Here is a 19,172-nt window from a genome sequence, read left to right on the forward strand (position 1 = left end):
ATATAGCAAATAAAAACGTCTCGGCCTCATTCAAATGCCCAAAAACCAAACAATTGATAGTAAAAAAATCCAAGGAAATATACTGGTTGTACTTCCCAAGTTCATTGGCGATACAATTAATTGCACCCCAGCAATAAAAATGCTTAAAACACTTTACCCGAACAAAAAAATCTATGTGTTAGCGCGCCCACATCTTGTTGAAATGCTATCTCGAGATCACTCGATTGAGGTTATTGCTGATAATCGCTTTAATACGCATCAGCCTTGCTCACTTTTAAGCCAAGCGAGTATATTAAAAAAAGCCGATATTGACTTAGCAATCATACTCAGAAACTCTCTTTCAGAAGCGCTCCTTTGTTTTGTAGCTAAGATTAAATATCGTATTGGCTATGCACAAAATGGACGTTCGCCACTACTAACTCACGCATTAAAGCTTAATAAAAATCACCATTATATTTACCGCTATTGCCGTTTAATAAACGAGACACATGGGTCTCCTTTCTCTGAAATCCCCAATACCGAAGTACAAGCTAAAAAAAGTAGTTTTTTAAAAGGTGATAAAAAGAAAAAGCTGGGGATTTACTTTGGTGGTAAAAATAAACGATGCCGTCATTACCCTGAAGATCTCGCCATTCAAACCTTAGAAAAACTCAGTGAAGAGCACCCTGACTTCGACTTTTACATTGTTGGCGACCCTTCTGAGAAGGATGAAGCTGAGCAGTTAATCGCCAAACTTAATAAGAGTAACGTGTCAATCACAAACCTAGCCGGTCAAACTTCTATGTTAGAAATGCTCGACTTAGTTGCGTCTTTAGATTTATTTATCACCATTGATTCTGGCCCTATGCATATCGCAGCCGCCGCAAATATCCCGTTTGTAGCATTAGTCGGGTTAGGCACATCGCCTTGGAGTACCGTCGCTCCGAAGCAAAAGAATTACATTGCCTTGATTGCCAACGGCCAGCAATTAATAGACAGTGAACTAATAAGAGACATCAAGCCTAGCCAAATTTGTGAGGCGGTTAACCAGCTAATTTAAATATTGATCACTTCTGAACGCATGGGCGCTAAGCGCTCTAAAAGCGTGTTTTGCAGCCGTTGAGGTATTTGCTGCTCGTCCATTGCGTTTATTAAAAGCTCAACCACGCGGTTAAAGTCTTTTTCAGATATATTCATACCGGTATGAATATCAATCATCGAATCGCCTGTATAGCTGCAAGGCCCATCAGTGACTGAGCATAGGTGCAAAATGAAACCTTGGCGAAAGTGCGCTACATTTGCTTGCTTAAAATACTCAAGAATCCTGCTATCGTGCCCGATTTGGTTAATAAAACTATCAACCAGCTTTTCTATACCTTGCTGTCCATCTAGTTGTTGATAGAGGCTAAGCTGGTTTGTTGCTCTACACCCACTCAGCAATACCACAAGTGCAAAAACATAAAGACCATATTTCATTACCAATATCCTGTCACTGACAAATACCAACCTGTTTGATCATCTGCCCCCGCAATACGCCCTAAATCAAGCCATGCAGCAGTGACACTAATATGTTTATTAGGAAACCAAGCAATAAATATATCTTTCCAATCTTGCTCCGAAAGACCAAGGTTATTGCTTTTTTCACGGTACTCGATACCCACTGCCACCTGATGCGTTAAAAACACAGCACTGGATGCTTCAAATAACAATTTTTCAGCACTGTTTTCCCCGCCATATCCTAGTAAGCCTAACTGGTTAGCCTCGCTGTAACGCACAGTAGTGTTCCAAAACCAATTATATCCAGCAAGTGCCCCTAAATGGAGTTTACTTGCTGCAATATACACATCCGTGCCTTTTGTATCCTTAGCGCCTAAAAGTGAAGCAAGCGCACCGTTTTGTAGTTCCTTATGCTGCATGCCTAAGCTTACTTGTGGCCATTCACTGTAAACAATATCACCATAAAGCCTTATTTTAGCCGCACTAATTGATTGTTCAATTTGAGTGTCCAGTGCAGGCACATCAAACTGCTGCTGCGCATAGCTAAGTTCTACACGGTCGAATAAGTTAAACTGCACGCCACACACATCTAAGCGGTAGTCAGTTACATCTGCACGACTACAAAAACCGTTGATTGCCACTTCATCAGCGCTTGCATAACCCGCTAATTGCGCCCACGGTACTAACCCGCCCCCAGCACTTCCTTCAACTTGCGAAACCCCAGGTGTTGCCAGCAACTTGCCCGTTGCTGCAAGGCTTGAAGCTACATTAACTAAACAGTATAAACCTATAAGCCATTTACAATGTTTCATTGTATTGTGCTAACCATTGAATAAATTGTTCGGACTTGAGAGGTCGACTTAAATAATACCCTTGTGCATAGTCACACTGTATTTGTGTAAGTAAATCAAGAGATGCTTCATTCTCAACTCCTTCTGCCACAACCGAAAAGCCAAGTTGATGGCCCAGGCTTACGGTCGATTGAACTATGTATTGGTCTTGCTTAGATTGATCTAGCTTTAAAATAAAACACTTATCTAGCTTTAACTCGTCAATAGGCAGCGACTTCAGGCGTCCAAGTGATGTTTGTCCCACACCATAATCATCCAAAGAAATCTTAACACCTAAGCTCTTTAGATTTTCAAGCGCTTTTATCCCTTGCTCTTCATTTTCTATCATGTCACGTTCTGTAAGCTCGATTGTGATTAAATGGCCACTTAACTGGTGTGCTTTAAGTTGTTTAGACAAATGAGAGTAAAAGCTTGGGTAAGCAATATCCTGCGCCGATACATTGATGGCAGCCTGCATCGAAATTCCCATTTGCTGCCACTGTGCAACTTGTGATACTACCGTTTTTACCACCCAAGACGTTAACTCAACAATCACACCGGATTGCTCTGCTAAATCGATAAATAACTCTGGGGAAATCCATTGACCATCTTTACGCTGCCAACGAATCAGTGACTCAACTTTATCAATACATTGCGTTTTAATATTTAGCTTGGGTTGATAGGTCATAAAAAGCTGCCCGTCATCATCAAATAACGCTTGCTTTAGTTCATCTATAATAGCCAATCGTTCAAGATGCTCTTCATCCTCACCTTCTTGATAGTAGTGCACATTTTTTTGTTCAGATGAGGCTGTATCAACAGCAATTAATACACGGCGCATTAAATCATCAGGGTTCACGCCTTGTGACATACAATGGACGACACCAGCGCTAAACCGTAAGCTTATATTTAATCCTCGGATCAAATAAGCCACTTGTAATTGAGCCATTAACTCCATCACACTACTTTTTAGCTGCCCTGCTTTTTGGCTTGGAAATAAAGTTAAAAACTCATCGCCACCAATTCGAGCATTCACTCCGCCAATTTGCTCTGAGTACTCACAAATTCGCTCTGCCACCGCTTTTAAGCATTCATCACCAATCCGTGGGCCCAGTTTATCGTTAATATGTCGAAGGCCTCTGATATCAATTGCCACTAAGGTGTAATCAATGCCAAGTCCTAACAAAGACTCCATTTTTTCGAGCATGGCACTGCGGGTTAAAAAGCCAGTTAAAGAGTCATGGCTCGCTTGAAAGCTGATTTGCTGCTCACGCTCTTTAATATCATTACCCATGTTATTGAAAGCGTCGATAAGTGTTGTAATCTCACTACTTTGCTTTTTACCAACAAAGTCTGCCTGATAATTACCACGGGCAAATTGTTGCGCCAGTAATGTCAGCTGTAATAAAGGCGTCGTTAAATTTTTAGCTAAAAAGCCACTGGTCAAAACCCCAATAAACACCGTAATAACCGCTAAAATAATGATAGTAAAAAAGAGCTGCTCAAATTCTCGGTAACTTAGCGTTAAATCTGCACTAAGTAATACCGTAACCTGATGTCCTGACAATGAAGGTAGCTGAATTATACGATTACGATAAACTGGCTTCTCACCAAAAATACGATGTGTCATTTTATTATTGAAGTGATCAAGTACTGAGCTTTCATAAAGCTCATCAGTGAGCGATGTTTCGACAACATCATCCTCTTGACCAATAAAGCTCACATCCATAGTGGTCAGGTTTTTCAACTCTTTAGCGACTAAATCTGTAATTTTGAAACCAACGAGGCTGTATGCCACTGTACGAGGCGCTCGCACTGGCAGTAGGATCACCTGATATAAAGTTTTATCAATTATAATAAAATTTGATTGCTCAGCATGCTTCAGCAGTTCACGCATCAAAGGGGTAAACTCATCAGAGGTATGATCTAAGTCAGTATTTGCCGATACAAGTTGACCCGACAAATCAATTAACATCATTAAATCTGCGTTAATACGTCGACTGTGATTATTTAAAACGCTACTGATTGTGTCGGCATCTTGCGTGGCAATAGCTTGTTTAAAACCAAAATCAGCAGTCAGCACTTTCGCAGCCGTTAACAATAAGCTTTCTTTGGCGCTAAGATACTGCTTGAACACATTCTCAGCAACATTGATATCTTCAACTAACTTTTGATTATTAAAACGATTTGTTGACCACCAAGAACTCAATAAACTCACCAGTGTGGTAAGTAGAACTAAACCCACGCATAGCGCAATAATTCGCCCTCTTAAACTATTAACCATTATTTACCTTAAACATCTCGCCAAATGTATTTCGTGGTGCAGGTTCTACAGTCTCAACAATAACTTCATAAAACTTTTTAGGAGGTTGATTTACAATCAGTGACTGCTTAAAAGTAATATCACTTACTTGGTTTGGGTGCCAAATAGTTAAACTTAGTGGATATATAACGTCGTTAAGTGTTGCCATTCCCTGATGATTTGTTTTTGTAGCCCGATGATTTTTAGCGACATAGATATAGCCCACCATTGAATCATGGATATTACAACCAAGTACCACAACACCTGAGGTATCAAATTTTTCAGGCTTTTCGGGTTGCCCCGCATACAGTTTTATATCAAAGACTTTAGCAGGCGAAAAAGAGTAAACATGATGGCGAATATCATCACTATTAGGAAAGTCCACTAACTGCCCTTGTTGAACAATCAGTACCGTAGGAGAAAATTGTTTATTAACTTGATCCATTACCGCGACTGGAAGAGGCGTAGATTCATTATTTTTTATTGCAACCTGCTCAATAACAGCGTCAGATAACGGATTTCCTAGCTGGTCACGAACAACAAATGAAATATCCGCTGCAAACAAAGTTGAACTGGTAAAGAGTGCAAGACCACACGTCGCGCGAAGCCAATGCGCAAATAAAAACATAGGTTGGTTCCTTGCTTAGCTTATTCTGCTAATTAGTATAGATTAATCTTGTGTTAAGTTAATGACTGAAAGCAGGAAAAGCAAGAAAAAAGCCAAGCAGATGTACCTAAAATACAAACCTGGCTTAAAAATAATAAAGGCCTTGGAGGAATGTTAGGCCTAAAAAGGTATTTAACTGTGTTTAATCAAACCGTATTCACTGTCTAAAATAGCAATCACTTCACCACGCGGGTCGCTTGGTATCGTTATTTTTTCGCCCACTATTTTACTTGCGATACCAACATAAGTATCAGACACTTCAAGCATCACAGATTCAGGCAATGTGTAGTCTTTTGCTAATTGCTCCCGCTCACCCATGCGATCTTTATTTAACAATACATCACTGTCTGGCACATTATTAATTAATAATTGGCGGAAACCTTCTTTTGAATTTTCAACTATTTTACCATCACGATAAGCAGGGCCATCCCAAATACGTGATGAGTCAGGCGTACCCACTTCATCAATATAAATAAGCTTGTCTGAGCCATCGATATCTTCTACGTAACCAAACTCAAACTTAGTATCTACGAAGATTTGGTCAAGCTGTGCTAACTCATCACTAATAAGCTTAAAGCCCTCAACTAGCAATTGCTCATATTTAGCGACATCATCTTCAGATTTAAAGTTAAATACTGATAGATTATTCGTAATGTTTTCGCGAGTGATATTAACATCGTCCACCTCAGGAATTTCGGCAACACCTGTAATAATCCCTTTTGTTGATGGTGTAATAAGTACATCATCTAACTTTTGATTAGCTGTTAGCCCTTCAGGCAAATCAATACCACAGAAATTGCGTGTGCCTTTCGCGTAATCACGCCACATGCTACCTGTAATATATTGGCGAGCAATTGCTTCAACTTTTACTGTACTTGCTTTACGCACAATCCACACATAAGGATGTGGAATATCAACAATATGATTACCTGCAAGACCTGCTTTATCAAATAACTTAAACCAATGTGATGCCACTGAGTTTAAGGCAATGCCTTTACCTGGCACACCATTTAAGCCATTTTCACCTTGCCAAATACAATCAAACGCAGAAATACGGTCTGAAATAACCATAATAGCTAGCTCAGTTCCCTCTGGAACTTGGTAACCTTTTTCATTAATTAAACGAGCGCTGTCTTCATCAGTTAACCAATAAACTGAACGCACTTTACCACTGTGTACCGCACCTTTGGTACGGATCGGTAAATCATCGTTTACGTCTAAAACTTTATAGCTAGTCATGCTATCTCCGAAAGTATTTGGCATGCTCAAATGAGCACGTGTATGGGATTGGGGTTATGGCCGCCTATAATAATCTAGACGCTATGAAAGCTCAATCATTGCGCTACGATCCGCTTTTCAATTCTCATAACAAAATCAATAAACTTTAAATGTTCTGTAATTTTGCTGTCATAAACAAAACTTCGCTATAATAGCGCCCTCACAATAGGAGGTTTTCTTGGATTACTTAGCAGCTACCGCAGAAAAAAAATACTTAATGTATATTTCACAGAATTATTCATACGCCATCTTGCGCCCTCTACAGCAAGAAATTTTAGCTCATGGCGGTGAGGTTAAGTGGTTTCTAGAAGGAGACGAGGTTAACCCTGATTTTCTTCACCAAGAAGAACAACGTTTGATGTCATTAAACGATGTAAAAAAATGGCAGCCCGATATTGTCTATCTACCAGGAAATATTGTTCCAAACTTTATCCCTGGTAAAAAAGTCAAAGTTTTTCATGGCTTTAACTCAGGAAAACGCGTTAATAATGGCCTAGATAATCATTTTAAAATTCGTGACTGTTTTGATTTATATTGCACGCAAGGGCCATCAACTACGACCACCTTTATAGAGCTTGCTCAGAAGCATGGCTACTTTCAAGTAAAAGAAACAGGTTGGCCAACACTTGATCCCTACTTTTCTGAGATTGAAAATAACCCCTATGAAGATAAGCAAGATCCGCGTAAAACATTGCTCATTTGCTCGACTTTTTCTAGGCGTATCTCACTTGCTCCAAAGCTTTATGAACAAATTAAAGCCTTTAGCGAGCAAGGAAAATGGCGCATTTTAATGCAGTTTCATCCTAAAATGCCAAGTGAACTCGTTGCGCAATATAAAGCGCTACAAAATGAAAACTTAACCTTTGTAGAAACCGACAATGTTTTACCGCTTCTAAAAGCAGCGGATGTGATGCTCTGTGATACCTCATCGATATTACTGATGTTTATTTTACAACGTAAGCCTGTGGTGACCTTCTGCAACCAAAACCCAGGGGAACATCTCGTTGACATTACAGATGCAGACAAAATCGAACAGGCCATCGATTATGCTCTCACAGAACCCGATGAGCTAATGGCTAAAATTGAGCACTTCTGCCAACAGTTACACCCATATCAGGACGGCTTATCGAGTCAACGTGTACTTGCTGCCAGCAATGAATTACTATTGACTAATCCAGCACTTAAGCCAAAACCACGTAATTTTATTCGTAACCTAAAAATGCGTAAAAAATTAAATTACTGGCGATGGTAACAACTTATAGGTCGTTATGATCACGCTTTCAAATGTGCTATTTAAGTGGCACTCACAACAAACGGCGCCAACGATCAATATTGCACAATTGCAGATTGATCAAGGCGAACATGTTTTTCTTCATGGCCCGAGTGGCTGCGGTAAATCAACGTTGCTGTCTTTGCTTGCCGGTGTTGCTACTCCTAACAAAGGCACAATAGAGTTACTTGGCAAAGCAATAAACCAACTTAGTAATAGCCAACGCGACCGTTTTCGTGCCGACCATATTGGTTATATTTTCCAAAACTTTAATTTACTGTCTTACTTATCACCCATTGAAAACGTGACATTAGGCTGCCAATTTTCACCATCTCGCAAACACCATGCGCTTCAAAACAATGCCACTATTAGTGCAGAAGCGAGCCGACTGCTTACAGCGTTAGGGTTAACAGGCAGCTTACAGCATCAAGCTGTCGGTGAATTAAGTATTGGCCAACAACAACGTGTTGCAGCAGCCAGAGCATTTATAGGTAGCCCAGAAATCATTATCGCCGATGAACCAACCTCGGCACTGGACACACAAAACCGTCAAGCATTTGTGAAGTTACTGTTTGCCCAAGCCACAGCCACTAATAGCACACTCGTGTTTGTCAGTCATGATGAGACCCTGCGCAGCCTTTTCAAACGCAGCATTGACCTTGTTGAACTACAAGGAGGCAGACATGCTACTACTTAAACTTGCCGCAAAAAGCTTATTCAATCGCAAAGCCAGTGCTTTGCTTACGTTATTCACTATTGCTATTAGTGTGATGTTGCTCATGTCGATTGAGCGTGTTCGTATCGATGCCAAAAGTAGCTTTAGTAATACCATTTCTGGCACAGATTTGATCGTTGGCGCTCGCACGGGCGACATTCAATTGCTGCTCTCTTCTGTATTTCGTATTGGACATGCTAATAACGGCGTCAGTTGGCAAAGTTATCAGTATATTGCAAAGCAACGAGGAGTAAGCTGGAGCATTCCACTGTCGTTAGGTGATAGCCATAAAGGCCTTGCGGTGCTTGGCACAAACAAGGACTACTTTACTCACTATCGCTTTGGTAAGAAGCAGCCATTAAGCTTTGCAAACGGCCATGAGTTTAATCACTTATTTGACGTTGTTCTTGGTGCTGATGTAGCCAAATCCCTTGGCTATCAACTGGGTGATAAGGTCGTGATTGCTCACGGCATGGGTAATACTAGCTTTCATAACCATGATGATAACCCATTTACCGTTGTTGGTATTTTACAAGCAACAGGTACACCCGTTGATAAAACCTTGCATATTCCACTTGCAGCGATTGATGAAATTCATGGTGGTCATAGTCATCAACATGAAAAAGCCCACGACCACGACCACGACCACGACCACGACCACGACCACGACCAGCATGATGCTGTCGATCTCATCGGCACACCAAAACAAATAACCGCTTTTCTACTCGGTTTTGATTCGCCATTGTACACCCTACAAGTACGCCGCAATATCAACCAATACAAAGAGGAGGCATTACTTGCCATCATGCCTGGTGTGACCTTACGCGAATTGTGGGAAATGCTCTCAATTGTCGAAAAAATATTATTACTTTTTTCAATTGTGGTGGTCATTATTAGTTTACTTGGCATGTTGACCAGCCTGCTGTCGAGCTTAAATCAGCGTCGCAGAGAATTGGCTATTTTGCGCTCGGTAGGCGCTAGGCCTTGGCATATTTTTACATTGATAAGCGCAGAATCATTACTCATCACTGGGCTAGGCTGCCTTGTTGGTGTCGCCTTGTTCTACGGTTTAATGCTATTCGGCGCAGGTTACTTGCAAAGCCATGCCGGAATAAGCCTTAATATAGCGCTATTATCGGCCTATGAACTCATGCTATTAGCTGCGATAATGTTTGCAGGTTTTATCGTCGGGTTGATACCTGCAACCCGCGCATATTTTTACTCACTTGCCGATGGCATGAGTATCAAAATTTAAGGAATTTTATGCAATTTTTTCAAAAATTTATTGCTGTTGCCATGCTTTTATCTTGCACTTTTGCGAATGCAGGCAAACCTAAAGAAATTTTTTGGGAAGACTTAATCCCTCAAGGGCATGTACAAATTGACACTCAAGCACAAGCTAACCATGAGGGTTCAGAACAAAATTGGGTGCAACCTGATTTAGATGCGCCGGTTGTTAAAGAACTGAACGGCCAATCAGTAAGTTTGCCTGGCTTTGTAGTGCCACTAGAGGGCGACAGCGAAGTGATTACTGAGTTTTTACTGGTACCATATTTTGGTGCCTGTATCCACGTACCACCACCGCCACCAAACCAAATTGTGCATGTCACAATTGAAGGTGGTGTGCCTATTGAGAGCCTTTATGATGCAATCGTTGTTACAGGGGTGATTAGCACAGAAACGTGGTCGGGTGAAATTGCCCAAGTTGGCTATAAAATGAAAGCGGTCGGTGTCGCACCATTTGAACTATAATTTAAAAGCACACCGAGGCGTGCTTTTTCATGGTTACTTTCAGAGTCACTTTTGGCAATTAGCACAGTAAACTGTGCTTCTTTGCCCTAATCTAATTTCCTTTAGTGGCTCTTTACAGTTAACGCACGGCTCGCCTTTGCGGCCATAAACCAGCAATTGCTGCGCAAAATAACCAGGTTTACCATCACTTTGGGCAAAGTCTTTTAATGTTGTGCCACCTTGTGTAATCGCCGCTGCAAGGGTTTCTTTAATAATGGGCACTAATTGCTGATAACGCTTTAATGATACCTTGCCGGCTTCACGTTTTGGATGAATTCCGGCTTTAAATAGCGACTCATTAGCATAGATATTACCTACACCAACCACCACAGCGTTATCCATAATAAATTGTTTAATAGGTACTTTTTTGTTGCGTGACTGCTCAAAAACGCGCTTTGCAACAAACTCTTCTGTTAACGGCTCAGGCCCTAGCTTTGACAGCAAGGTATGGCATTCATTTGGCGCTTGCCATAAGCAAGCCCCAAAGCGACGAGCATCATTAAGCCGTAACGCTTTACCAGATGCTAAAATAAACTCAATATGGTCATGTTTTTTTAAGGGCTCTGTAGCATCCACAACACGTAAATTACCCGACATACCTAAATGCAAAATAACACTACCCAGTTCACAGCCAAGTAATAAGTATTTTGCTCTACGTTCAACGGACGTAACTTTAAGCCCTTGTAATTGATAAACATCATCAGGCACAGGCCAACGCATGCTGGCGTTATGAATATTTACTTTGGTTACTGTTTGGTCAAGCACATGCGGCGTTATTCCCAAACGGCTAACTTCAACTTCTGGTAATTCAGGCATCTATGACTCTCTTAAAACGGGTATAGCGGAAATAACTGAACGACATCGGCTTGCTCAAGCACAAACACCCGCTGTAACCGCTTATCCAATAAATAGTATTGCTGCTCAATGCTATATAGCTGATACACCGCTGGCAATTGCTCACCAGCAAGCCATACAGAGGCAACATAATCCGCTGACGCCTTTGAAATTTTACTCACTGGCAGCGCTGCGATGGTTAATTGCTGACGCTGCCAACGCTCAACTAATTGCTCTAGTGTTTGTTCATCGGCTTGCCAGGTAATGCTTTGTAACTTTTGGCTCCGCCACGAAGTTCCTATGCGCTCAATTTTCAGTTCAGGAAAAGCCATTGCTAAAATAAAGCTTTGCTCAGGCAGTAGAGCTTGAACGCCCTCATTCGCAGGGGGAGTATTGAGCTTTTTGTGCAAACCGTTAAAGAAAAAAATCATCAACAGCATCGAAATAATCACCACATTATTCCATGCTTTTCGGCTCAAACGCATCGTATCTTCCTCACTTTTCAATACCTTAAAGTGTAACTAAAAAGCCCGTTAATTGGCAGTTGTAATTGATCAACAAAATTTCATGTCTGTTATGTATCAATCTGTAGAGACTTTGCTAAAATATCCGCCAAATTTAAAGGAGTTCCGTCAATGTCAATGTATGTAGTGGGTCATAAGATCCCTGATTCAGATTCAATTTGCGGTGCAATTGCGCTTGCTTATTTAAAAAACCAAATCGAAGAACCTGCAATACCAACGCGTTTAGGTGAAGTATCGCCTGAAACACAGTTTATCCTAGATAAATTTGGTTTCGAAGCCCCTGAGCTAAAGCTTAGCTACGCAGGTGAAGACGTTTATATCGTTGACCATACAGAAAAAACGCAAGCACCTGATGACATCGATCAAGCACGTGTTGTCGGTGTTGTTGATCACCACAAATTGGGCGATTTAACATCATCAACACCGCTTGAGTGTTGGATCCGTCCTGTTGGCTGTTCAAACACTATCATCAAAATGATGTATGACTTCTATAATGTAGAGATTCCAAAAGATATCGCTGGCATCATGCTATGTGCAATTTTAAGCGACACAGTAATCTTTAAATCACCAACGTGCACAACGGCTGACATCAAGTGTGTTGAAGCACTTGCTGAAATCGCAGGTATCGAAGATTTTAAAGAGCTTGGCATGGAAATGTTCAAGGTGAAATCAGCGGTTGAAGGCACACCTGCACGCGACTTAGTCATGCGTGACTTTAAAGACTTCAACATGAACGGTAAGCTAGTAGGTATTGGCCAGCTAGAAGTGATCGACCTTGCTGTATTTGATGAGATTAAAGCAGACCTTGAAGCTGATATCGCAAAGCTGAAAGAAGAAGGCGGTCGTCATTCAGTGTTACTACTACTAACAGACATCATGAAAGAAGGCTCGCAAATGCTGATCGCATCGGATGACACATCGGTTATCGAAACAGCTTACGGTGTTGAGTCTGAAAATGACCAAGTTTGGTTAGATGGTGTACTAAGTCGTAAGAAGCAAGTAGTACCGCCACTACAAGACGCTTTTGCAAAAATCTAATCTCACGAAATAGATACAAAAAAGCCGATGTAACTTCAAACATCGGCTTTTTTATTACTCTATTATTTAAATTTTATCTAGATGTTACTAAGGCTACCTATAATAGGTGCTTTTTCAAAAACGGCGTTATCTCAGAGAATAACTTTACTTGGCTTTCTTGATCGTCAAAAAAGTGTGTTCCATCCTCTATTTCAACATATTTAATATCTAACTGCTTTCTCGCTTTGTCATAGAAATCTTTCGATTGATTATAATTAACGCGCGTATCGTTATTACCATGTATTAAAAGAATAGGTGCCTTAATATGGTTTATTTTTCTTATTGCTGATACCTCAGCTAACGCATCGATAGACTTATCATCTTTAACATCAACAATATTACCTAAGTATTTCCCTTGTCTATCGGTTTTAGTAACAAAAGTTTCAAGGTCAGAGACGCCTGATATACTCACCACACATTTAAAGCGCTTAGGCTCTTGAAAGGCTGCTGTTAAGGCAACATACCCACCGTAACTTGCACCAAAAATACAGGCATTGTCTTTTTTAGCTAAGCCTTGCGCAATTGCCCAATCCATTGCCTCATACACATCTTGTTGCATGCGTTTACCCCACTGGTAATAACCAGCCGTTTCGAATGCGCTCCCAAAGCCTGCAGAGCCCCTAAAGTTAACTTGTAATACAGAAAACCCTAACTCAACAAGGTACTGAAGCTCTTTGTCAAAATACTTATAATCTCTGGCATGCGGACCACCATGCGGCATAACGATCAATGGCGGATTTTTAACATTTGCTGGCTGCGTAAAGTAACCCGTTATTTCCAGACCATCACTGGCTTTAAAGCTATAATTTTGTACAGGGCTAAATGACTTTCTGACTAAATAAGGGTATTTCGATAACCAAACACCTCCTTTTTGAGTATTTAAGTCAAAGTAATAATAAGTTGGCGGCGTAACATCGTTAGTGACTGACACTAATAATCGCGTATGATCTCGGCTACGGCTGCTGATTGTGGCTTGCTTTCCTTTAAATAGGCCTGCTACCTCACGCTCTTGTGCGCCATCTTTGTCATCAAAATAGTGAGTGCGATAGTAGTCATCAAAAAAAGATACACCGATAAACTCGCCCTCATTATCAGTTATTGCGCCATCGAGATCATATTTATCATTACTAAAAATCAACTCCTCAAACTTGCCTGCTTCTATGTTATAGAGCCAAAGAGCTTCACGTCCAAGCTCCCTATTAGAGAGCACATACGCTTTCGAGCCATCTTTTGATAAAGCTTGAATAGAAAAAGTGTCATCTTCGCCCCACACCTGTGAGTGAATTTTTTTTAGCTCTGCGTCTTTATTTGCTCTGTACCAAATTGATGCGGTAAATACGTCGTCTTTTTCTTCAACGGCTAGTCCAAGTCTGATAACCCCTTTACTATCAGCATACCAGCTACCAATATCATTTTTATTACCCTGAACTTTATCAAAGTCAGATGTGCCTAAATGCACACGATAGACAACATAGCCCTTATCATTTTTGTCGTAGGTGGAAATAAGCGCGTAATCGGTTTCATCCTTGAGTGATGATACTAACTCAAACGACTGATACTTATACCAACGATCATCTGTAAAACGTGGAGATGTGAGCACTTTAGTTTCAGAGGTTTCTACATTGATAGAGTACAACCTAGATACTCTGAAAAACTGACCATTTACATATTCGGGATAACTTGCCGAAACGATAATGTAGCGATTGCCTGACCAGCGAATAAAATCAACACGGTCTTTGTTTTTCTTTAACCGTGCCAGCACCTTAAAATCAATATCAGGAAACTTAGTAACACTAATCGTTGGGCCCGAATCAGTATTATAGAGTGTCGCAATAAGCTCACCATTTGGCGATAAGCTTGGCTGCTCAACCATTGGAAGTTTGGCGTATTGTTCCCATGCAGGGGCTTTTGCATTGACAATGAATGTTGCCAAAAGCAGGATTGTCACGATTCCTTTTAACATATTTTCCCTTTTGAATTAATCAGTTAAATGACTAATAAAAGGATAACACACAGGAAAAGCTAACACAGCATTAATTTTTAGTTAACGTTTTTGAAGAGCTTTTAGATATTAAATAACCACCTTTATAAAGGTGGTTATTTAATGATATTCAGTGGGTTGCAGTCAGCTTTATAGCTGGGTCGCATTACGCTGGCGTAACACTTCAAATAAACAAATACCGGTCGCCACTGATACATTTAAGCTAGATACCGTGCCTGCCATTGGAATTTTAACAAGTAAATCACAATGCTCACGAGTCAGGCGGCGCATACCATCTCCTTCGGCACCCATAACAACAGCCATTGGCCCTGTCAGGTTTGCATCAAATAATTCCGTATCTGTTTCACCGGCAGTGCCAACCACCCACACGCCGGCGTCTTTAATTTCACGCAAGGTACGTGCAAGATTAGTGACTTGTACCAATGGTACTGTTTCCGCTGCGCCGCATGCTACTTTGCGTGCTGTACCATTGAGTTTGGCAGATTTATCTTTAGGCACAATAATCGCGTGTACACCCGCGGCATCAGCGCTACGTAAACAGGCCCCTAAATTATGCGGATCAGTAATACCATCAAGCACCAATAAGAAAGGCGTTTCTTCACGGGCAATGATCTCATCTAGATCTTTCTCGTTATACATACGCGCCGCTTTTACATTGGCAATAATGCCTTGGTGTTGCTCACCATTGGCTTTATTATCAAGCGCTTTACGCTGCATAAACTGTACAGAAATACCGAATTTACGTGCTTGGTCAATAACCGGATTTAAACGTTTGTCTTCACGGCCTTTTAAAGCATAAATTTCTAAAAAGCGCTCAGGCTCTTTTGCTAAAATTGCTTCAACTGAGTGAAAGCCAAAAATTAATTCATTACTCACGTATTATTTGCTCCTCGGCCATTACGTTTACGGGCATTCTTACCCGGTCTTTTTGCCTTTTTAGTGGCTTTTTTCTTACTCTTTTTGTTACTGGCTTTTACTGCATCAGCTTTTTTACTACTTGGCTTTTTGCGCCCTTTAGAAGGAGAAGACTTGCCACGTTTTTCGTTGTCTTTATCGCCTGATTTTGCTTCAAAGCGACTTGATTCAGATTTTTTACCAGGAATTTTACCTGCTTTTAGCTGGGCACGAACACTTGGTTTTGCAGGGGCGCTACGGCCACGACGACGGGCATAACGGTCTTGCTGTGCTTCGCCTGCTAACACTAAGTTTATGCGTCGCTCATCAAGACTGACAGATGATACCTGAACCGTTAATTTATCGCCTAAACGATAAACAGTGTGGGTTTGCTCACCAATCAAGCAATGCTTAGCACCATCGTAATGGAAATATTCATTGCCTAAGTTGGTTACGTGGATCATGCCATCGATTTGTAAATCGTCTAAACGCACAAACAACCCAAAGTTAGTCACCGATGAGATCACCCCACCAAATTCGTCACCAACATGGTCTTGCATAAATTCACATTTAAGCCAATCTGCTACTTCGCGAGTTGCGTCATCAGCACGGCGTTCAGTGGTTGAACACTGCTCACCTAACATATCAACTTCGTCATCAGTGTATGCGTACTCACCCGATGTTTGCTGGCCTTGCGCTTTAAGCACAGCTTTAATTGCACGGTGTACCACTAAATCAGGGTAACGACGAATTGGCGATGTAAAGTGGGCGTAAGCAGGTAACGCTAATCCAAAGTGACCAATATTATCAGGCTGATAAACCGCTTGCTTCATTGAGCGTAGCAACATGGTTTGAATAAGCTCAGCTTCAGGGCGGTCGCCTAATTTTGCTAACACTTGGGTTATTTCTTTTGGTGTTGGCTCATCAGAAATCGCGGTTTCGATACCAAGCTCTGATAAAAAGTTTCTGAAAAAACCAAGCTTTTCAGCATCCGGTTCATCATGCACACGATATAGCGCACTCGCCTCGTGTTTTTCTAATAATCGGGCTGCCGATACGTTCGCTAAAATCATGCACTCTTCGATAAGTTTGTGCGCATCATTGCGCACCACAGGCACGATTGATTCAATCTTACGGTGTGCATTAAACACAAAACGTGTTTCTAAGGTTTCAAACTCAATCGCACCACGCTCTTGGCGTGCAGCTTTAAGTGCCATATACATTTGCTGTAAGTCAGTTAAGTGCGGCACCATCTCGGCATAGTCTTCACGCAGCTTTTCATCGCCTTGTAAAATCGCATTCACTTTAGTGTAGGTAAAACGAGCGTGTGAGTTCATCACTGCTTCGTAAAACTTATAGCCAGACAACTTACCCGCATCAGACACCGTCATCTCTGCAACCATACATAAACGGTCAACTTCTGGGTTTAATGAGCATAAGCCATTGGATAATACTTTTGGCAGCATCGGAATAACTTGCTCAGGGAAATACACTGAGTTACCACGCTCGATCGCTTCTTTATTCAGTGGTGTGTTCATACCTACATAATGCGACACATCGGCAATGGCTACCCACAAACGCCAACCACCCGATGGTTTACGCTCACAATAAACGGCATCGTCAAAGTCACGGGCATCCTCACCGTCGATAGTAACCAGTGGTAAGTCACGTAAATCTACACGACCTTGCTTTGCTTGCTCATCAACAAATTCCCCTAAATGAGCAACTTGCTTTTCAACCGCTTCTGGCCACACATGGGGAATATCGTGATTACGCAGTGCAACTTCAATTTCCATCCCTGGTGCTAAGTGTTCACCGAGAACTTCGGTGACTTTGCCCACTGCATTCATATGTCGGCTTGGGTTTTGGGTAATTTGCACCTGCACCATTTGATTATGGCGCGCGCCATTTTCACTGCCGGGCAGTATCATAATATCTTGCGTTATGCGTGGGTCTTCCGCCACAACAACGGCGATACCATGCTCAACAAAATAACGGCCGACGATGGGCGCGCGTTCATTAGTTAATACTTTAATAATACGTGCTTCGCATTTGCCACTTGAACCTTTGCGATTGCCTTTAGCAAGCACAATGTCACCGTGCAACACCATATTCATTTGGTGCTTTGCGATAAACCAATCTTTACTCTCACCTTCAACTTCTAAAAAGCCGAATCCGTCACGATGACCAATGACCTTGCCTTTAACGAGGCCTGATTCATCTATCAATGCGTAGCATTTAAACTTATTGAAATACAGTTGACCATCGCGCTCCATTGCACGTAAACGACGTTTGAACGCAATTTGACGCTCTGTATCATTCACCTGTAATTCGTCACAAAGTTGTGTGAAGTTTGCTGGTTTAGCGCGAGATTCTAAGTGAGTAAGTATAAACTCACGGCTAGGGACGGGGTTTTCGTACTTTTCTTGCTCTCGACTGAGATTGGGATCCTGTTTTGACATTCACTATCTTGTTAGTTGGTTATGTTGTTATTTTAACCCATAACCTAACAATGAGACAGGCAAAAGCTATGAAACTTTTAAGAAATTGATTAATTCTGCTAAAAATGGGGCTTTAATATTCTTTGCAGCAAACACTCTGTGTTAATATTTTCGGTAAATAACAACACACTAACAAATTTATATGGATATTAACTTAACCCACTACCTATCAACGATGGCCTATAACAGCGCCTATATTGGTTTGTTCATTGCGATTATAGCCGTTGCAAAATTGTCCTATAACCTAGCGACCCCTTATAACACCACCAGCCAATTAACCGACAATGCCAACAGTGCTTTAGGTTTATCCATTGGCGGCTACTTAGGTGCGATTACTATTATTTATGGTTTTGTGTTAGCAGGGCCTAGTCAAGGTCTACTGAGCGATTTAATGAATGTATCACTTTACAGCGTATTAGGTATGGTGCTACTTACTTGCTCACGCATTTTGAATGACAAGTTACTACTGCGCTTATTCTGCAATGAAGCACAATTAATCAACCAACAAAACGAGGCGGTTGGCCTAGTACAAGCGGCTAACTATATGGCCGCAGCACTGATTATTGGTGGCGCATTAACAGGCGAAGGAACGTGGTTATCAGCCATCGTATTCTATTTACTCGGGCAACTGATGCTGATCATTTTTGCCAAAGGCTATGATCGCCTAACAAGTTTCAACCTTCATGAGCAACTCGAAAAAGGTAATAAAGCCGTCGCACTTAGCTTTTCTGCCACTATGTTGGCATTAGCCATAATCTTATGCCATGCGCTGATTGGTGGCTTCCACAGCTGGCAACAAAGCCTGAGTTTATTCTTTATTGACGCATTATTTGGCTTTTTAATTTTACCAATTGTGCGCTACCTCGTTGATAAAATTATCTTTAGTAAAATCTCCCTCGACCAAGCAATGCACGACAACAACACTGCGGTGGCGGTTATTGAAAGTAGCATTGCAGTGTGTGTTGCTGTAATCATTACCATCGCTATTTAAGCTTATTTATGGAGTAACGG

General features: G+C 41.3%; 17 protein-coding genes. 7 read left to right on the forward strand and 10 right to left on the reverse strand.

Annotated elements, in window-relative coordinates; translation table 11 throughout:
• The first annotated feature begins 139 nt into the window (after positions 1-139).
• Entirely contained in the window at positions 140-1,039 is a 900-nt protein-coding gene (locus L3Q70_RS13820; RefSeq protein ID WP_237114448.1) for a glycosyltransferase family 9 protein, read from the forward strand.
• Here L3Q70_RS13820 and L3Q70_RS13825 read toward each other — a convergent pair.
• The 5 genes from L3Q70_RS13825 to L3Q70_RS13845 form a co-directional block, all read right to left on the reverse strand.
• A complete protein-coding gene (locus L3Q70_RS13825; RefSeq protein WP_062568654.1) occupies positions 1,036-1,455 on the reverse strand; it encodes a group 1 truncated hemoglobin in 420 nt (139 codons plus the stop codon). The two genes, L3Q70_RS13820 and L3Q70_RS13825, sit on opposite strands and share 4 nt — an antisense overlap.
• Positions 1,455-2,288, reverse strand: coding sequence for a DUF3034 family protein (locus L3Q70_RS13830; protein WP_193987800.1), 834 nt, complete (start codon positions 2,286-2,288; stop codon positions 1,455-1,457). The genes L3Q70_RS13825 and L3Q70_RS13830 overlap by 1 nt, the downstream gene beginning before the upstream one ends.
• Positions 2,275-4,590, reverse strand: a complete 2,316-nt coding sequence (locus L3Q70_RS13835) for an EAL domain-containing protein (RefSeq protein ID WP_237114449.1) — start codon at positions 4,588-4,590, stop codon at positions 2,275-2,277. The genes L3Q70_RS13830 and L3Q70_RS13835 overlap by 14 nt, the downstream gene beginning before the upstream one ends.
• Positions 4,583-5,236, reverse strand: coding sequence for a methylamine utilization protein (locus L3Q70_RS13840; RefSeq protein WP_062568651.1), 654 nt, complete (start codon positions 5,234-5,236; stop codon positions 4,583-4,585). The genes L3Q70_RS13835 and L3Q70_RS13840 overlap by 8 nt, the downstream gene beginning before the upstream one ends.
• A 171-nt stretch (positions 5,237-5,407) precedes the next feature.
• The gene (locus tag L3Q70_RS13845) at positions 5,408-6,514 is read right to left on the reverse strand and encodes a phosphoribosylaminoimidazolesuccinocarboxamide synthase (RefSeq protein WP_237114450.1); all 1,107 of its coding nucleotides are present in this window, start codon (positions 6,512-6,514) and stop codon (positions 5,408-5,410) included.
• Positions 6,515-6,731: 217 nt separating this feature from the next.
• On the opposite strand from L3Q70_RS13845, the gene L3Q70_RS13850 reads away from it, so the two are divergent.
• The 4 genes from L3Q70_RS13850 to L3Q70_RS13865 are packed head-to-tail and all read left to right on the forward strand — an operon-like array spanning position 6,732 to position 10,290.
• A complete protein-coding gene (locus tag L3Q70_RS13850; protein WP_193987804.1) occupies positions 6,732-7,805 on the forward strand; it encodes a CDP-glycerol glycerophosphotransferase family protein in 1,074 nt (357 codons plus the stop codon).
• A gap of 16 nt (positions 7,806-7,821) precedes the next feature.
• The gene (locus tag L3Q70_RS13855; protein WP_062568649.1) at positions 7,822-8,520 is read left to right on the forward strand and encodes an ABC transporter ATP-binding protein; all 699 of its coding nucleotides are present in this window, start codon (positions 7,822-7,824) and stop codon (positions 8,518-8,520) included.
• On the forward strand, positions 8,507-9,793 hold the full coding sequence (locus tag L3Q70_RS13860; protein WP_237114451.1) for an ABC transporter permease: 1,287 nt from the start codon (positions 8,507-8,509) through the stop codon (positions 9,791-9,793). Before L3Q70_RS13855 ends, L3Q70_RS13860 begins: the two co-directional genes overlap by 14 nt.
• Before the next feature lie 41 nt (positions 9,794-9,834).
• Positions 9,835-10,290 (forward strand): DUF3299 domain-containing protein, encoded by a 456-nt coding sequence (locus L3Q70_RS13865; protein WP_228074505.1) that lies wholly within the window; start codon positions 9,835-9,837, stop codon positions 10,288-10,290.
• 45 nt (positions 10,291-10,335) lie between these two features.
• Here the strand turns inward: L3Q70_RS13865 and mutM are convergent, their stop codons facing one another.
• Both mutM and L3Q70_RS13875 read right to left on the reverse strand, forming a co-directional pair.
• Positions 10,336-11,145 (reverse strand): bifunctional DNA-formamidopyrimidine glycosylase/DNA-(apurinic or apyrimidinic site) lyase, encoded by an 810-nt coding sequence (gene mutM / locus L3Q70_RS13870; RefSeq protein WP_062568646.1) that lies wholly within the window; start codon positions 11,143-11,145, stop codon positions 10,336-10,338.
• Positions 11,146-11,156: 11 nt separating this feature from the next.
• Positions 11,157-11,648: a hypothetical protein gene (locus L3Q70_RS13875; RefSeq protein WP_062568645.1), complete on the reverse strand. Its 492-nt coding sequence runs from the start codon at positions 11,646-11,648 to the stop codon at positions 11,157-11,159.
• Positions 11,649-11,798: 150 nt separating this feature from the next.
• Between L3Q70_RS13875 and L3Q70_RS13880 the strand changes: the two genes are divergently transcribed.
• Positions 11,799-12,725 (forward strand): manganese-dependent inorganic pyrophosphatase, encoded by a 927-nt coding sequence (locus L3Q70_RS13880; protein ID WP_062568644.1) that lies wholly within the window; start codon positions 11,799-11,801, stop codon positions 12,723-12,725.
• A gap of 97 nt (positions 12,726-12,822) precedes the next feature.
• Here the strand turns inward: L3Q70_RS13880 and L3Q70_RS13885 are convergent, their stop codons facing one another.
• The 3 genes from L3Q70_RS13885 to rnr all read right to left on the reverse strand — a co-directional run bounded on the left by L3Q70_RS13885 (position 12,823) and on the right by rnr (position 18,122).
• Positions 12,823-14,727, reverse strand: coding sequence for an alpha/beta fold hydrolase (locus tag L3Q70_RS13885; protein WP_237114452.1), 1,905 nt, complete (start codon positions 14,725-14,727; stop codon positions 12,823-12,825).
• Between the two features lie 168 nt (positions 14,728-14,895).
• Positions 14,896-15,642, reverse strand: a complete 747-nt coding sequence (gene rlmB / locus L3Q70_RS13890) for a 23S rRNA (guanosine(2251)-2'-O)-methyltransferase RlmB (protein ID WP_062568643.1) — start codon at positions 15,640-15,642, stop codon at positions 14,896-14,898.
• Positions 15,639-18,122, reverse strand: coding sequence for a ribonuclease R (rnr, locus tag L3Q70_RS13895; protein WP_193987808.1), 2,484 nt, complete (start codon positions 18,120-18,122; stop codon positions 15,639-15,641). The genes rlmB and rnr overlap by 4 nt, the downstream gene beginning before the upstream one ends.
• A gap of 181 nt (positions 18,123-18,303) precedes the next feature.
• Between rnr and L3Q70_RS13900 the strand changes: the two genes are divergently transcribed.
• Complete coding sequence (locus tag L3Q70_RS13900; protein WP_228074320.1) at positions 18,304-19,152, forward strand: DUF350 domain-containing protein; 849 nt, start codon at positions 18,304-18,306, stop codon at positions 19,150-19,152.
• The last annotated feature ends 20 nt before the right edge of the window (positions 19,153-19,172 follow it).

Origin of the sequence: Pseudoalteromonas sp. CF6-2, from assembly GCF_021729425.1 — a bacterium.
Lineage (GTDB): Bacteria > Pseudomonadota > Gammaproteobacteria > Enterobacterales > Alteromonadaceae > Pseudoalteromonas > Pseudoalteromonas arabiensis.

Coding starts and splice junctions, on each gene's coding strand:
- L3Q70_RS13820 (WP_237114448.1), top strand. CDS start 140: ATGCTTAAAACACTTTACCCGAACAAAAAAATCTATGTGTTAGCGCGC.
- L3Q70_RS13825 (WP_062568654.1), bottom strand. CDS start 1,455: ATGAAATATGGTCTTTATGTTTTTGCACTTGTGGTATTGCTGAGTGGG.
- L3Q70_RS13830 (WP_193987800.1), bottom strand. CDS start 2,288: ATGAAACATTGTAAATGGCTTATAGGTTTATACTGTTTAGTTAATGTA.
- L3Q70_RS13835 (WP_237114449.1), bottom strand. CDS start 4,590: ATGGTTAATAGTTTAAGAGGGCGAATTATTGCGCTATGCGTGGGTTTA.
- L3Q70_RS13840 (WP_062568651.1), bottom strand. CDS start 5,236: ATGTTTTTATTTGCGCATTGGCTTCGCGCGACGTGTGGTCTTGCACTC.
- L3Q70_RS13845 (WP_237114450.1), bottom strand. CDS start 6,514: ATGACTAGCTATAAAGTTTTAGACGTAAACGATGATTTACCGATCCGT.
- L3Q70_RS13855 (WP_062568649.1), top strand. CDS start 7,822: ATGATCACGCTTTCAAATGTGCTATTTAAGTGGCACTCACAACAAACG.
- L3Q70_RS13860 (WP_237114451.1), top strand. CDS start 8,507: ATGCTACTACTTAAACTTGCCGCAAAAAGCTTATTCAATCGCAAAGCC.
- L3Q70_RS13865 (WP_228074505.1), top strand. CDS start 9,835: ATGCTTTTATCTTGCACTTTTGCGAATGCAGGCAAACCTAAAGAAATT.
- mutM (WP_062568646.1), bottom strand. CDS start 11,145: ATGCCTGAATTACCAGAAGTTGAAGTTAGCCGTTTGGGAATAACGCCG.
- L3Q70_RS13875 (WP_062568645.1), bottom strand. CDS start 11,648: ATGCGTTTGAGCCGAAAAGCATGGAATAATGTGGTGATTATTTCGATG.
- L3Q70_RS13880 (WP_062568644.1), top strand. CDS start 11,799: ATGTCAATGTATGTAGTGGGTCATAAGATCCCTGATTCAGATTCAATT.
- L3Q70_RS13885 (WP_237114452.1), bottom strand. CDS start 14,727: ATGTTAAAAGGAATCGTGACAATCCTGCTTTTGGCAACATTCATTGTC.
- rnr (WP_193987808.1), bottom strand. CDS start 18,122: ATGTCAAAACAGGATCCCAATCTCAGTCGAGAGCAAGAAAAGTACGAA.
- L3Q70_RS13900 (WP_228074320.1), top strand. CDS start 18,304: ATGGATATTAACTTAACCCACTACCTATCAACGATGGCCTATAACAGC.